Origin of the sequence: Microvirga vignae (genome assembly GCF_001017175.1) — a bacterium.
Taxonomy (GTDB): Bacteria; Pseudomonadota; Alphaproteobacteria; order Rhizobiales; family Beijerinckiaceae; genus Microvirga; species Microvirga vignae.
Genome location: NZ_LCYG01000073.1, coordinates 1 through 15,544, shown reverse-complemented (window position 1 = coordinate 15,544; position 15,544 = coordinate 1). Strand labels below are relative to the sequence as shown.

The 15,544-nt window shown below is 61.1% G+C and carries 11 protein-coding genes and 2 pseudogenes; 9 read left to right on the top strand and 4 right to left on the bottom strand.

The annotated features are described in order from the left end of the window. Positions 1–193: 193 nt before the first annotated feature. Positions 194–598, bottom strand: coding sequence for a tautomerase (locus AA309_RS24560; RefSeq protein WP_047191664.1), 405 nt, complete (start codon positions 596–598; stop codon positions 194–196). A 145-nt stretch (positions 599–743) separates the two neighbouring features. Continuing rightward, a pseudogene (locus AA309_RS24555) lies at positions 744–1,438 on the bottom strand (IS6 family transposase); the annotation flags it as partial. A gap of 292 nt (positions 1,439–1,730) precedes the next feature. Here AA309_RS24555 and AA309_RS24550 point away from each other — a divergent pair. Genes AA309_RS24550 through AA309_RS24530 form a run of 5 tightly spaced genes read left to right on the top strand, consistent with a single transcriptional unit; the run spans position 1,731 to position 7,718 of the window. Then, positions 1,731–2,207, top strand: a complete 477-nt coding sequence (locus AA309_RS24550) for a formate dehydrogenase subunit gamma (protein ID WP_047191665.1) — start codon at positions 1,731–1,733, stop codon at positions 2,205–2,207. Further along, entirely contained in the window at positions 2,204–3,757 is a 1,554-nt protein-coding gene (locus AA309_RS24545; protein WP_047191663.1) for a formate dehydrogenase beta subunit, read from the top strand. The genes AA309_RS24550 and AA309_RS24545 overlap by 4 nt, the downstream gene beginning before the upstream one ends. A 13-nt stretch (positions 3,758–3,770) precedes the next feature. Continuing rightward, positions 3,771–6,614, top strand: coding sequence for a formate dehydrogenase subunit alpha (fdhF, locus tag AA309_RS24540; RefSeq protein ID WP_047191662.1), 2,844 nt, complete (start codon positions 3,771–3,773; stop codon positions 6,612–6,614). Continuing rightward, positions 6,595–7,443: a formate dehydrogenase accessory sulfurtransferase FdhD gene (fdhD, locus tag AA309_RS24535; RefSeq protein ID WP_047191661.1), complete on the top strand. Its 849-nt coding sequence runs from the start codon at positions 6,595–6,597 to the stop codon at positions 7,441–7,443. The genes fdhF and fdhD overlap by 20 nt, the downstream gene beginning before the upstream one ends. Continuing rightward, the gene (locus AA309_RS24530) at positions 7,440–7,718 is read left to right on the top strand and encodes a formate dehydrogenase subunit delta (protein ID WP_047191660.1); all 279 of its coding nucleotides are present in this window, start codon (positions 7,440–7,442) and stop codon (positions 7,716–7,718) included. Before fdhD ends, AA309_RS24530 begins: the two co-directional genes overlap by 4 nt. A gap of 249 nt (positions 7,719–7,967) precedes the next feature. On the opposite strand, the gene AA309_RS24525 is transcribed toward AA309_RS24530, so the two are convergent. Beyond that, positions 7,968–8,201 carry a GcrA family cell cycle regulator gene (locus AA309_RS24525; protein ID WP_047191659.1) on the bottom strand — a complete coding sequence of 78 codons (234 nt, stop codon included), beginning with the start codon at positions 8,199–8,201 and terminating at the stop codon, positions 7,968–7,970. Positions 8,202–8,279: 78 nt separating this feature from the next. After that, positions 8,280–8,555, bottom strand: coding sequence for a hypothetical protein (locus AA309_RS24520; protein ID WP_047191658.1), 276 nt, complete (start codon positions 8,553–8,555; stop codon positions 8,280–8,282). 2,474 nt (positions 8,556–11,029) lie between these two features. On the opposite strand from AA309_RS24520, the pseudogene AA309_RS24510 reads away from it, so the two are divergent. From AA309_RS24510 to AA309_RS24495, 4 genes and pseudogenes are all read left to right on the top strand, one after another. Further along, positions 11,030–11,740: pseudogene (locus tag AA309_RS24510) on the top strand (IS6 family transposase). Between the two features lie 281 nt (positions 11,741–12,021). Further along, on the top strand, positions 12,022–12,684 hold the full coding sequence (locus AA309_RS24505) for a DUF924 family protein (protein ID WP_047191656.1): 663 nt from the start codon (positions 12,022–12,024) through the stop codon (positions 12,682–12,684). Positions 12,685–13,291: 607 nt separating this feature from the next. Beyond that, a complete protein-coding gene (locus AA309_RS33520) occupies positions 13,292–14,497 on the top strand; it encodes an alpha/beta hydrolase (RefSeq protein WP_244470482.1) in 1,206 nt (401 codons plus the stop codon). Between the two features lie 168 nt (positions 14,498–14,665). After that, positions 14,666–15,283, top strand: coding sequence for a DUF2585 domain-containing protein (locus AA309_RS24495; protein WP_084731598.1), 618 nt, complete (start codon positions 14,666–14,668; stop codon positions 15,281–15,283). Positions 15,284–15,544 lie beyond the last annotated feature (261 nt).

Sequence of the window (15,544 nt, the reverse complement as noted above, 5' to 3'; positions counted from 1 at the left end):
GCACCACGTCGGAGTTAACGTGACATCGCCCCACACCGCCCGAAGCGCCACCTTCGGACAAGGAGTAGCACTTGTCCCACGTCATTTGCAGAAGCCCCTTTATGGAATCGCCAATGTCGATCTACTGGATGAAGCTTGCGCGGGCCCCGACCAGAGGCGTTGGCATATCCCCGCTCGACCCGCTCTACTCACGTCACGTCTCTAGCCGATCCGGCTCGCTGGGATCCCAGTCTCCACTCAGCCCGCCATACATGGTGTGATACATTTCATCGCCGGTGTGTTGGGTGAACTCGACGTTCAGGTTCTCGTCCCTGAGGCCCACGATCTCCTTACAGGCCTCGACGAGCAACCGGGCCAGTTCGGCACGCTGTTCAGGCGGACGCCCGGCGCGGATATCGCACATCAGGATCGCAGCCGGTCGCGGATCGCCTGCACTGCAGCGCCACAGTCGACCTTCGCCGAGCTCGCGGATGGCGATGCTGATCCTGTTGAGGCTCGCATTCATCTGGGACGCATAGATCTCCCCCATTCGCTTCGTCAAGCGCTGCTTCTGTTCCGCCGAATAGGTGAAGGGGGTATCCAACTGAAGATAGGGCATCGGCGTCTCCTCTCCTGCAGTTCGCAGGCGTTCAATTAATTCGCCGAGGCAAGCCTGATTTGAGTTTTCACACAAGCTCAGTACAGGGATCCGCCGCAAATCCGGAGTCGAGACGAGGAAGTAGCAGGTGCTTCGCGAAGCGCTCTGCGGCGAGCAGGTGAAGCTGCTCGGCGAGTGACCGCTGCCGATTGCAGTCGTACTTCGCCTGTCCTTTGCGCATCATGTGGACCATCTCGATGCCACCCAGGATCACACGTGCACTGGCGACGGACTTGAGCCCGAGCATCGGGCGGATCCACCGCTTGATCGCACGATGATCCTGCTCGATGCAATTGTTGAGGTAGGCGCTTTGCCGGATCCTGATAGGCTTAAGCCGACGGCTTGAGCGGTCCCGCAAACGGTTTTCGGCATCACACAACAGGATTGCCTCGCGATTGGTCTGGCTACCGTCAATCACGATCCTCTCGGGCCGGCCGTGTCGTCTCAGCGCTCGGGAGAGAAAGCGCTTGGCGGCAGCCAGGTTGCGGCGCTCGCTGAACCAGAATTCGACGGTGTCGCCATTGCTGTCGATCGCCCGGTAGAGATATTTCCATTCACCTCGGACCTTGATCTAAGTCTCGCCCATGTATCAGCTTTTGTTGACCGACCTTTGCATGGGTTGAAACACTTGAGCAGGAGCGGTGCGTAGCACACGGTCCAGCGATGGATCGTAGCATGGTCGACGGAGATCCCGCGCTCGGCCATCATCTCCTCGAAGTTTCGCAAGCTCAGGCCATAGGCCAGATACCACCGCACGCACAGCAGGATCACTGAGCGATCGAAATGACGGCCTTTGAACATCATGCACCTCCGGAGCGTGCGGAGGAACAGGCCGAACTGAGTTACAGTACCGTTTGCAACAGATCCCTTGGGTTGTGCAAAAGCCGAGCTCGTCGTGTGTCGCAACTGCTATACTCAGTTAACGTGACATCCCCACAAAATGACTAGGGTTTGCAGCCACGATGGCTTTTATCGTCTCGGCACCACGACGCCAAAGCCTCATTACTGTTGCTTCTATTGTGGCACGCAACATCTTGTTGCGCGCCGCCTTCAGTTTGCGCAAACTTGCCTAGAAAACAATGTAGGGATGGGAATGCCTAAGCCAGCTCAATGGGACAGCACCCTAGCAAGCGCAATCATTGCTGCGCACTCATCACTCGATGGAGCTGCGCTTCCCATTCTCCATGCGCTTCAGGATGAGTTCGGACACATTCACGAGGATGCTGTGCCGCTGGTTGCGCAAGCATTGAATCTGTCCCGGGCGGAAGTCCACGGCATCGTCACGTTCTATCACGACTTCCGCCGCGACCCGGCAGGGCACCACGTGCTCAAGCTGTGCCGGGCGGAGGCCTGCCAGTCCATGAACGGAGCCCGGATTGCAAGTGATCTCTTGGCGACACTTGGCATCTCCTGGGGCGAGACAACTCCGGACGGACACCTGACGGTCGAAGGCGTCTATTGCCTTGGGCTCTGCGCCTGTGCCCCTTCGGCTCTCTTCGATGGCGAGCCGATCGGCAGGATCAGTTCGGAGACACTTGCCGATGTCGTTCAGCAGGCGAGGGCACAATGAAGGTCTTCGTATCCTCCGATACCGCATCGCTTGCCCTTGGCTCCCGCCGGATCGCCGCTCTCCTGGCAGAGGAGGCATCCCGCCGCGGGCTAGCGCTCGACATCGTGTCGACCGGCTCCCGGGGGCTGTTTTGGCTCGAGCCCCTGGTGGAGGTGGAAACGGGTGAGGGGCGCGTCGCCTACGGACCACTTGAGCCGGATGACGTGGCAGGGCTGTTCGAAGCCGGTTTCCAGGAAGGGAAGGAGCATCCGCTTCGCCTCGGCCAGTTGGAAGACCAGCCTTATCTAGCCCGGCAGACCCGTCGGACTTTCGCCCGCTGCGGCATTGTCGATCCGCTTTCGCTTGCCGATTACCAGGCCCATGGCGGCTATTCAGGCCTTGAACGTGCCCTGCTACTGGAGCCGTTGGCCATCGTGGACGAGGTCAAGCTCTCCGGCATGCGCGGGCGCGGCGGAGCGGGCTTTCCGACCGGCATCAAGTGGAACACGGTGCTCCACGCGGAGGCCGATCAGAAGTACATCGTCTGCAATGCGGATGAGGGTGACAGCGGCACCTTCGCCGACCGCATGCTGATGGAGGGCGACCCCTTCGCGCTGATCGAGGGCATGACCATCGCGGGCCTTGCGGTCGGGGCCACGAAGGGCTTCATCTATATCCGCTCGGAGTATCCGCACGCCTACCGTACCATGACGGAGGCAATTCGGGTGGCTACAGAGGCGGGCTGTCTCGGTTCCTCCGTTCTTGGATCGGGCCGTGCCTTCACACTTGAAGCGCGGCTTGGAGCCGGCGCGTATATCTGCGGCGAGGAGACCTCGCTGCTGGAGAGCCTCGAAGGCAAGCGCGGTATGGTGCGCGCCAAGCCGCCGCTGCCGGCCGTGCACGGGCTTTTCGGAAGGCCGACGGTGGTCAACAACGTACTGTCGCTGGCCACGGTGCCGTGGATCCTGACGCATGGCGGACAGGCCTATGCGGATTTCGGCATGGGACGCTCGCGCGGCACGTTGCCGGTCCAGCTCGCCGGCAACGTCAAGCGCGGTGGTCTCATCGAGCTCGCCTTCGGTACGACTCTGCGCGAGGTCATCGAGGATTTCGGCGGCGGGACCGCCACCGGACGACCCATCAAGGCGGTGCAGGTGGGCGGCCCACTCGGTGCCTACTTTCCGGCCTCCATGCTCGACCTGCCGCTGGACTATGAGGCGCTCGCAGCCGAGAAGGGACTGCTGGGCCATGGCGGCATCGTGGTGTTCGACGACAGCGTCGACCTCTCGCGTCAGGCTCGCTTCGCCTTTGAGTTCTGCGCGGCCGAGAGCTGCGGCAAGTGCACGCCGTGCCGGGTCGGCGCGGTCCGTGGCGTCGAGGTCATGGACCGCATCATCGCCGGCATTGAGCCCGAGAAGAACTTCACGGTGCTGGAGGATCTCTGCACCCTCATGACCGATGCATCGCTCTGCGCCATGGGCGGCCTGACGCCGGTGCCGGTGATGAGCGCGCTCACCCACTTCCCCGAGGATTTCGATACGGTGCCGCGCACGCCCGCGGCGGCCGAGTGATGGAGCAATCCCGATGGCTCTGATCCAGGAAACCGATTATGGCACGCCGATCCGCATCACGGACAAGGCTGTCACCCTTACCATTGATGGTGAGTCGATCTCCGTCCCGGCGGGTACTTCCGTCATGGCGGCCGCCATGATGCTCGGCACCCAGATCCCCAAGCTGTGCGCGACGGATTCCCTTGAGCCCTTCGGCTCCTGCCGCCTATGTCTTGTGGAGGTCGAGGGACATCGTGGCACACCGGCCTCCTGCACCACGCCGGTGGAGGAGGGGATGGTCGTGCATACGCAGACGCAGCGGCTCGCCGATCTCCGCCGTGGCGTCATGGAACTCTACATCTCGGACCACCCGCTCGACTGCCTGACCTGCTCGGCCAATGGTGACTGCGAGCTGCAGAACATGGCGGGCGCGGTGGGCTTGCGGGAGGTGCGCTACGGCTATGACGGCGCGAACCACCTCGATGCGCCGAAGGACACCTCGAACCCGTACTTCACCTTTGAGGATTCCAAGTGCATCGTCTGCTCGCGCTGCGTGCGCGCCTGCGAGGAGGTGCAGGGCACCTTCGCGCTCACCATCCAGGGCAGGGGCTTCGGCTCCCGCGTCTCGCCGGGCGGGCTCGACTTCTTCGGCTCGGAATGCGTGTCCTGCGGCGCCTGCGTGCAGGCCTGCCCGACCGCCACACTCAATGAGAAGAGCGTCATCGAGCTCGGCACACCCGAGCGCTCCGTCATTACCACCTGCGCCTATTGTGGGGTGGGCTGCTCGTTCAAGGCCGAGATGAAAGGCACCACGGTCGTGCGTATGGTGCCCTACAAGGGAGGCAAGGCCAACGAGGGCCATTCCTGCGTCAAGGGGCGCTTTGCCTGGGGCTATGCCACGCACAAGGACCGCATTACCAAGCCGATGATCCGCAAGACAATCACGGATCCCTGGCAGGAGGTGTCCTGGAAGGAGGCGCTAGACTATGCCGCGAGCGAGTTCAAGCGCATCCAGGCTCAGTACGGCCGCGACGCCATCGGCGGCATCACCTCCTCACGCTGCACCAACGAGGAGACCTTCCTGGTCCAGAAGCTGGTGCGGGCGGGCTTCGGCAACAACAACGTCGATACCTGCGCCCGCGTCTGCCACTCGCCGACCGGCTACGGGCTCAAGACGACCCTCGGCACCTCGGCCGGCACGCAGGACTTCGCTTCCGTGGATGAGGCCGATGTGATCGTGGTGATCGGCGCCAATCCGACCGACGGGCACCCGGTCTTTGCCTCGCGCATGAAGCGAAGGCTGCGCGAGGGCGCGCGCCTGATTGTCATCGATCCGCGTCGGATCGATCTTGTGCAGTCACCTCACATCCAGGCGGATTACCATCTGCCGCTGAAGCCCGGCACCAATGTCGCGATGATCAATGCCATCGCGCATGTGATCGTCACGGAAGGGCTGGTGGACGAGGCCTATGTGCGCGAGCGCTGCGATCTCGGCGACTTCGAGGTCTGGGCGCGCTTCATTGCCGAGGAGCGCCATGCGCCCGAGGCCGTGGAGGACCTGACCGGTGTTCCGGCCGCGGATGTGCGCGGAGCGGCCCGTCTTTATGCCACCGGCGGCAATGCGGCGATCTACTACGGTCTTGGCGTCACCGAGCACAGCCAGGGCTCGACCATGGTCATGGGCATGGCCAACCTCGCCATGGCGACCGGCAACATCGGCAAAGCTGGCACCGGGGTGAACCCCTTACGCGGTCAGAACAACGTGCAGGGCTCCTGCGACATGGGCTCGTTCCCGCACGAGTTCTCTGGCTACCGGCATGTCTCGGATGACGCCACTCGGCAGATGTTCGAGGCGTTCTGGGGCGTATCGCTGCAGAACGAGCCAGGCCTTCGGATTCCGAACATGCTCGACGAGGCGGTGGCCGGGACCTTCAAGGGCCTCTACATCCAGGGCGAGGATATCGCGCAATCTGATCCGGACACCCAGCATGTCACGGCCGGATTGAAGGCGATGGAATGTATCGTCATTCAGGACATCTTCCTGAACGAGACCGCCAAATACGCTCACGTGTTCTTGCCCGGCTCCTCCTTCCTGGAGAAGGACGGCACCTTCACCAATGCGGAGCGGCGCATCAATCGCGTGCGCAAGGTGATGCCGCCGCTCGGCGGCATGGCCGACTGGGAGGTCACCATCGCACTCTCGAACGCGCTGGGCTTCCCGATGAACTACAAGCATCCCAGTGAGATCATGGACGAGATCGCCCGTCTCACACCGACCTTCGCGGGCGTTTCCTACGAGAAGCTGGAGCGGCTTGGGTCAATTCAATGGCCGTGCAACGAGGCCGCTCCGAACGGTACGCCGATGATGCATGTGGACCGGTTCGTGCGCGGCAAGGGCAAGTTCATGATCACGGAGTTCGTGCCGACCGAGGAGCGCACCGGACCGCGCTTCCCGCTGATCCTCACGACGGGGCGCATCCTGTCGCAGTACAATGTCGGGGCGCAGACGCGACGCACGGAGAACAGCCGCTGGCACGAGGAGGACGTGCTGGAAATCCATCCCTTCGATGCGGAGAGCCGCGGTATTCGGGACGGTGACCTTGTCTCGCTGGACAGCCGGTCGGGCGACATCGCCCTCCGGGCGAGGATCAGCGAGCGCATGCAGCCGGGCGTGGTCTACACCACCTTCCATCATGCCAAGACCGGCGCGAACGTGATCACGACCGACTACTCCGACTGGGCCACGAACTGCCCGGAATACAAGGTGACCGCCGTGCAGGTGCGCCGCACGAACCGCCCCTCCGATTGGCAGGCCCGGTTCTTCGAGGAGGATCAGGCGCTCAAGCGGATCGGCACCGATGTCAACGCGGCCGAGTGAGGAGAGACTTCCGATATCGGAGGTGCAGGAAACGCCGGCAACCGTTCTGACCTTTGACGGCGGTGCGCCGGTTTCCATCATCCGCGCCATACCAGCCGAGGTGCCGGTCGGCATCACCTATGGCGACATTCCGTTCGCGGTGATGATGGCAACGCCGTCCGAATTGGAAGACTTTGCAGTCGGCTTCAGCCTGACCGAGGGCGTGATCCAGAAGGCGGAGGATATCCGTGGCATTCGTGTTGAGAGGGAGGAGCAGGGCCTGCGATTGGCGATCGATCTCACCCCCGAGCGGCTTCGCACACACTTGGCGCGCAGGCGGGCTCTGTCAGGCCGGACCGGCTGCGGCCTTTGCGGCATCGGCGATCTGGATGCTCTGCCTCAGGCGCGTTCGCCTGTGGGAGAGCCACCGCGTCTCTCACTTGCGGCCATCCGCCATGCCCTGGGCATGCTCGAGCGCGAGCAGAGCCTGAATGCGCGCACGCATGCGGTTCATGCCGCAGTGTGGGCGGATCTCGAAGGCACGATCCGTTGCGTCCGTGAGGACGTCGGCCGCCACAACGCCCTCGACAAGCTGATCGGCGCGCTGTGCCGTCAGGGTGCAAGTCCAAGTGCCGGTTTTATGATTGTGACGAGCCGCTGTTCGTTCGAACTGGTCGAGAAAGTCGCTGCGTTCGGCGCGAGGACCCTTGTCTCGATCTCGGCCCCGACCTCTCTGGCGCTTGAGCGGGCGCGGCTTCTCGATATTACACTCGTCGGAATCGCGCGCCACGACAGCATCACCGTCTTCCATGGCGTCGAGCGCATTCACAGGCAGGATGTTTTGGTATGAGCACCGTGAAACTGGTCCGCATGGCCAACCAGATTGCATCCTTTTTCCGGTCCTACCCGGAAGATCAGGCCATCCCCGGCATTCATGATCATCTGGTGGCATTCTGGACACCGAACATGCGGGCTGCGCTGCTGGCAGATGTCGGCCGGGATGATCATGAGCTGGACCCTCTCGTTGTGAAGGCCTTGCTGGCTTTGGAAAGCGGCAAGAGCCCGATCGAGAAGGAGATCGCAGGTCCGGAGCAGGTTGGTGAGTTGGGGAGTGACGCAGGCTAAGAGCCTGAGTGTATCTCTCTTCACAAGACTCTTACTTGCTGCGGGCACTCGAAGACTCAAGTTCCATAAAAAATGTTCAACGAAATTCGCGTGCAGGCGCACAGTCAAATGTCGGTGCTGCCGGAGACGTCGGTCTTTCGCAGGTTCGCAGAGGCATGGCAGAAGCGTCCTCTGGTTCGGCGGGCCGGCATCAGAATTGTCCTTGTGGGACGCGACGGTGTTGTCTCGGGCCTGGATCTCTAGTGGCCGTTACGAAGGGTTCGCCTCGGACACCAGCGCGTCACGGTGGCCTTTGCCGTATGTCGGAACGAAGACGCGCTTGCGGTGCCAATCGCACCAGCTTGAACCCTCCCGTGTCGGGGCTCCGCAGCAAACAGCGCTCCGGAGATCATCCGAGACGATGTAGCGGCACTGCCGTGATCCGAGCTTGAGCATCTTGGCACGATGGCGTGGATCGGGCTCTTCGACGTCAGACATTTTCATCACGTGCGAGTTGGTCTCTGAGACAATTAGTGGGTGCAGTTCTCCCAGTAATCAACGGGCGAACCAGGGTGTGTCGTCTCACTTGCGGACGGCCATGAGGTCGTGAGTGAGGACAGTGAGCTTACCGATCAGCGATGCCATATCGCCAGGATCGCACGACCACTGGGTTCCAATCGCCGAGCCATCGGCGGACACGGACACCACCGCAAGCGAGCGCAGCTTACCCTCGCGGGCGAGCCGGAGATGCTCCTGAAGCAGGTCGATCATGGAAACTGTATTTTCATCAACGGGCGGAGCCGCGACCGGCTGGAGTCTCGTTACCGATCCACGTTGACCTGCGTGCGTATCGCTCATGGTGCACCCTAACTGTCATAAATCCTGTGTTGTTGCAGCCTTGTAGTCGGCCGAGGATGCGTCACTAGACATGAACTGAGTGTCAACACTAGGCCAGCACAGCAGAAACATTGGCTGTGTCGTATTTCGACAACAGGATACAAGTAAGCTTGGCTGATACTTCTGCAGTCGGCTGAAGGCAGATCTCTCCCTTCGAAGATACTGGGAGATCGGAAGACTATAGGTACATGCCCTATTATCTTTGCGGCTTTTCGGTTTAGTGCCGCCACAGCGTTGCAGCACTGTGTGACCATAGCACGCAGGCTCCCCCATCACGTGGACTGCCGAGCACTTCCTGGTCTGGCTGTGCTGATATCTTGCTTATTGTGGTTCGCTGCATTGCGATAGACGAGACATCGGCAGGCAGGAATATAGCCTGACGATCTTCTCACCTGCGGCCGCGCAATCGTACACCAAGCGAGGGGACCTTGCAGCGTGATCCACCAGGGACGGCAGCTATCCCTCATTGGCTCGTGCTTTTACAAAGTCCTAACCAATACACCAAAAACACCAGCGCTCCGGCAGCTGATTGCCTGAACAGAACTGTTTCAGCCTCTTTGTTGCCCCGTCTCTAAATCTGAATGAGCAGTGCCGGACATCGACCATGGCGCGTATGAGGGGAGTTGCCAATGTTCCAAGTGCCTGCACTACGGTTCGCGAACGTACATCGCGGTCTCATTCTGGGTCTCAGCCTGTCAGCGGTCGCAGGATGGGGCTCCTTTGCCGTCGCGAGGCACTCATCGACTGAGGTGGAGCGCCAACTCCGCGACCAGATCGCAAGCCTGCAACAAAAGCAAGCACAGCTTCTCGCCGAGCGGACGAAGGCCCAAGTCGCATTATCCGAGATGGCGCAGCTTCGTGCAGAGCTTGGAGCCGCACGGGGCGAGATCAATCGGCTTTCTCAGCCTCATCAGGTTCAGGCGGAACTTCCTCCCGTCCGGCCTGATGCCAGCGGGAGGAGCCTCCGCATCAATGAGGCTGGTGATGACGTGTCCAAGATAGGCTCCATCGGGAAGACCAGCACGTCTGAACAGGACAAAGCAGCCTCAGCGAAACTCCGACAGAAACAAACTCGCAGTGAACAAAATGGAGCTGTTAGGATCGCAGCGCAGGGCGCACAGAAGGCAGCCGAGAAGCCACGTAGCGATAAGGCACCGACCGTTGTCAGTGAACTGGACACAGCAGCCCTACGCCAGTTGACGAAGTCAGCGGGTGTGCCGGCGCGGTGAGAACACCCTTGTCGCTTTTGCGTCAGAAGAGGGGAAGAGCGGACGCTCGCGTTTCGAGAGTATCGTGCATTCATTCAATCTTCGAAGGCAATTGGGAACGGGAGCGCTCGCGCCGTGGAGAGAACTCCAGAGTTCTGTCTGTAGTCTAGGCTCCCACGTCTCGCCTCTAACTCTCCCTTTACCTGTCGCACCTAAACCAATGAGGATCCTTAACCGCGCTTAGCTCGCGGCATCCAGGTGCCCAGAGATCATGTGACCGACCTCGAAACCACCGTTTCATCCGCCGCTCCGCCCGGGCCAGAGCTCCGATCAACGAGTGGCACGCCGATCTCTTGCACCTGACCATCAGGGGCATGGCGCCGGCAGTCTTTCCTGGATGACGCCCTGGGCCGCCGCCGGCCTGCCGGAGCCGGGTTGCTGGAAGGCGTTCGTGGTCGACAGGAGCCTCGTCTTGACCCGCACCCCCGGTCATCCGGGCCGGAAATCACAACAAGAACCAGAACAGAAAGAAACTCATTTGAACCGCCCGCGCTCCACTTCCGAGCGCCGCCCGTCAGTTTCCTCGAAACGCCCCGCGGCACCCTCGGTTGAGCAGCTTTTGTCGCCGCCGCAGCCTGCTCCTGTTGTGCATAGCCAGCTTGCCCAGATGGGGATGTCACGTTAACTGAGTATAGTGACGCCAACGGCTGCTAAGGTCGAATTTTGCACAACCCAAGTCGCTGATTTCCCCGACGCAGGATTTTTCCTTGACGAGTACAGGACAGTATTTCTTGTTAACCTGACATCTCCGCCCATAGAGGCCCGCTCCGCAACGCCTCAAGAGGTCGCTACCAACCGTGCGCTGGGACAAGGACATGAGAGGAGTTCCGGTAATTACCTGCTCCACCTTGGCCTTCCTGTAGAGTGGCCCTCTTGCTGGTGGCGTACCTGTTCGTGCGGTACATGCCACGGGCTTTTTAGCGACTGTGACTGGCGCCTCAGAAGCCTCAGGAGACTGGCTGCTCCGTCTCACTCTAGGATGGCCATCTGCTCCGACTCCGCCCATCAAAGGGACGATTCAGGGATTGTCTCTCGCTAAGGTCGCTACACACCTTCGCGCTTTAGTCGCTTCATCAGCCGTGCCGCCGCCATAACGAGCCGCGAATTGAGCCGGGAGGGCATCGTCAAGTTAACCTGAGAGTGACCGAACTGGGGCATACGGGAGGAATGAGCCCGACGCGTCATCCTCGTTATGCCCGCCACCGCTTCCCGGCTGAAGTGATCAGCCATGCTGTCTGGTTGTACTTCCGGTTTCCGTTGAGCTTCTGCATGGTGGAGGAGATGCTTGCTGCCCGAGGCATCCTGGTCAGTCACGAGACAGTGCGGCAGTGGGCGTTGAAGTTCGGACAGGCCTTTGCCAACCAGATCCGCAGGCCGCTTCCCGCACCCGGTGACAAGTGGCACTTGGACGAGGTTGTCATCAGCATCGCGGGCCGGAAGCACTGGCTCTGGCGCGCCGTCGATTAGCATGGGGTCGTGCTCGACATCCTGGTTCAGAGCCACCGCAATGCCAAAGCGGCCAAGCGCTTGCTGCGCAAGCTCCTCAAGAAGCAGCGGATCGTTCCACGGGTGATGATCACTGACAAACTCGCCAGCTACAGCGCGGCCAAGCGAGAGATCATGCCGGGTGTCGAGCATCGCCAGCACCGCGGCTTGAACAATTGTGCGGAGAACAGCCATCAGCCGACCCGCCGGCGCGAGCGCATCATGAAGCGCTTCAAGTCAGCCGGGCAGGCCCAACGCTTTCTCTCAGCTCACGATTAGGTTGCGAACCTCTTTCGCCGTCCGTCAAACACCAATGCAGCTGACCATCGCGCATTCCGGACGCAAGCCTTTATGACTTGGAGTGAGGTGACCGGTGTTGCGACGACCTTCTGATCCGCGGATGCAGGGCCAGCGTTCCAACCCCGACTCGTTAACTTGACGATGCCTTCCCGACAACCTGATAGGCAATGTGAACGTCACCGCTCTTGGCGTATCGCGTCTCCGGCGGGGTGCGCGAGCTATCCATCGGGCTTCCCCTCGGCAGAGCCGGCGCTCAACTGCGATCAGGATGCACCTTCGAACGACGCGCGTCCAAGGCAATCGATGGTGTGTTGTCGAGCACAGAGACTGGCGCCCACCGCCGGTACCTTCAGGTCGTCTCAAGGGAGGATCCCATGTCGTCTCCCGTGGATTGGCAAGCGGTCTACGACTTCTGGTTCCCGGCCAGTCTTGCGAATGCGGACGCGGCCGCCCAATGGCAGAGGCTTGAGTGGTGGATGCGCGGCGGCGCCAACCCCGACCTGCCCCGGTTCGTCTCCACGGTCCAGGCCGCGAAGGCGGGCCAACTGGACCACTGGTGTGAGACGCCGTGCGGGCGCCTGTCCCTGATCATTGTTCTGGACCAGTTCCCGCGTGGCCTGTTCGCCGGCACGCCGGACGCCTTTTCCTCCGATCCCGATACCCTGAGGATCGCGGAGGAGGGCTTCCGCAACGGACACTATGAGGCCCTGACCGGCCTCTGGGAGAGGTTCTTCTACTTTCTGCCCTTGGCCCATGCCGAGGGACCGGACCACCTGGAGCGGATGAGGCGCATCGTTGCCATTTCGGAGCAGGTAGTCGACCAAGTCCCGGAGCATCTCAAGCCGATCTGGGAATTCTCGCTGAAGCAGGCCAGGGACAACTTCGACGTGATCTCCCGGTTTGGCAGGTTTCCGCACCGCAATCCAACCCTTGGGCGGATTTCAACACCGGAAGAAGAGGCCTATCTGGCGAAGGGCGACTTCGTGCACCAGCGGACGCTGCCTGCCGTCGCTCGGGCACTCGGCGCGACCGGATAGGACAGAGGGATGTCACGTTAACGAGAAATACTGTCCTGTACTCGTCAAGGAAAAATCCTGCGTCGGGGAAATCAGCGACTTGGGTTGTGCAAAATTCGGCCTTAGCAGCCGTTGGCGTCACTATACTCAGTTAACGTGACATCCCCTTGTGCAGCCCTGCCGTTCAAGAATTCATGCTTGGCCGGAAGGGAAGCGCGGCAGCACCCGATCAGCGGACGATCCCCGCATTCCAAGCCTCGACAGGTAGCCCAGCGAACATGAATGCAGCGCAGGCCAAGCGTATGCCGAGAAGCAAGTTGGTCCACTCCAACCCCTTATTTGGACCTTCCTATCTCATCTTGACTTCCTTTCTCGTCTGGTACCGGAGCACCTCAACACCTGCGTTGAGTTGGTTCGTGCGAGAAGAATGCGGCAGTGCGGCGCACACGCCTATCCACCCAAGCATCTGTTGGGCTATGCTAAGGAATAAATCGTCTAGACGCCGGACTAGATATGCATAGCGAAGCGATAGGGTCACACCATGCTTCGGCATAGGAGAAGATGACCTCTCGACAGATAGCCGCTCGCTGCCTGACAGTGAAAAATGCATGTAGGTTCGACGAAGCGCATGAGCGGCATTTGCTCCAATGAACTCGAACACCAAGCATGCGGTTCAAAATGGCATCGGGAAGGCCGGCAGGTGGTTCTCCGCGAAACATGGATGAGCCATATGAACAGAATCGGGCAAGCTTGCGCCGCCCGCTGGATCTTGATCGCCCTGGTGATTGTCGCGCTCGGCGCCTGCACCTCGCGGTCAGGACCTGAAGTGCTGCAGCCGTCCGGTGGGGTCCGCGGCAGCAAGACCGTCACCGTCTTCGTCGCGACACTGCGAACGCCCGAAGCCGGGGCGGGAGTGGCATTCAGTGCCGGTCAGTCGCAGACTCTTAGCTACGCCCGGTACGCGATCTCGATCCCATCCACGCACCGGCCGGCGGCGATCGAGTGGCCAAGTGACTCGCCTAATCCGGCGACCGATTTCGTCACAGTCGAAGCGGCGCGCCTCTCAGAGGCCGAATTCCGAGCCGGTGTAGACGGCGCAAAGGGCCATTGCAGGCCCAGTCGACTTTATGTCCACGGGTTCAATAACAGCTTCCAGGAAACGGTTTATCGCCTCGCGCAGGTGGCGGCGGATGCCCACGATGACCGGGTCGCGGTGCTGTTCGCCTGGCCGTCCAAGGCGAATCCGCTTGGTTACGACGCTGACAGGGCGGCGGCGGCGGCATCGACGGACGGCCTTGCGAGGACTATTGAGATGTTAGTTGAGAGGCCGTGCGCCCACTTGACTCTGCTCGCCCACAGCATGGGGGGATGGCTCACAATGGAGACGCTGGCGAAAATGAGCCGCGAGCGTCGTCGAGCGGTCCTCGACAGACTCTCGAACGTGGTGCTGGCGGCTCCCGATATCGACGCCAACGATATGGTGCGCCAGCTCGAGATCATCGGTCGGTTTTCTCGTCCACTCACGGTATTGGTATCGAGCGATGACAGCGCTCTGAACTTGGCCCGCCTGATATCAGGCCGCCCGCGTGTCGGATCCGACGATGTGCGCGATCCGAGGGTGCGGGCTGCGGCCAAGCGATTTGGCGCCCGCGTTGTTGACATCTCGGAATTGGAGGCATCCGACGGCTTCAAGCACGGGCGTTTCGCCGCGATGGCGGCGTTCTACTTGAAATTTCACGAGCAGCTCGAAAACCCGTCGGGTCCACACTACGCTGGTCCAGGCGTATTTATGTTCAAGGTCTCGACCTCCACGTTCGAGCCCGTCGAACGATAAATGGCAAGTCCGATAGGCGCGCTCGAAGTTGGGTCAACGCAAGATGGCTTTGTTGCACGGAACCTAAAATGCACGCACTGGAGGAACCTGTAACTTAGGCTCAAGCGATTCGGATGGACTTCGGGCGTCTAATACCCAATCCGGGCTGCACGAATGTGGCGATCTGAAATGACGAGTACAGAAGCCCCTGCGCCCCGGGCGAACAAGCCCGCTGGCGGGTGGACCATGCTTTATGTCGGCCTTGCCCTGTGCCTGATCGCGCTCACGGCCGCCGTCCTGCTCACCATGGGCCGCACGGCGATCTGCACCTGCGGGACAATCGAGCTCTGGCATGGGACGGTCAAGGATTCAGGCAATTCCCAGCACCTGACGGACTGGTACACCCCGTCCCACATCATCCATGGCGTCCTGTTCTATTGCGGCACGTGGCTCGTTGGCTTCGTGCGGGGAAAGCCGCTGCCGCTGGGCGCGGCGTTCCTGCTGGCGCTCGGCGTCGAATGCGCTTGGGAATTGGTCGAGAACACGAACGTTGTCATCGATCGCTACCGCGCGACGAATATCGCTCTCGACTATTACGGTGATAGTGTCATCAACTCGGTCATGGATATCGGTGCCATGATCGTCGGCTTCTGGCTCGCCCGGATCTGGCCCGTCTGGCTGTCGGTCGTGGTCGCTCTGCTCATGGAGCTGATCGTCGGATACTGGATCCGGGACAACCTCATCCTCAACATCATCATGCTGATCTATCCCGTCGAGGCCATCAACCAGTGGCAAGCAGGGGGCTAAAGACATGCAGACGAACTTCACTCGCGATCAGCTCAAGACCCAGTGACGGCGAGTTCGGAGAAGATCCGCCGGAGCGGCGACTGGTGTTGTCTGCGAAGACGACACTGCGCCCGACAAACGAAAGCCTCTGCGCCAACATGGGCTTGCATTCCACCGGGCGATTGGACAACAGCCTCAACCCACAACGGACTTTCCTCATCCCGTCCTGATATCCCTGGACCAGGCAAGATTATTTCCGGGCAGGAGCTTCCCCGAGACGGC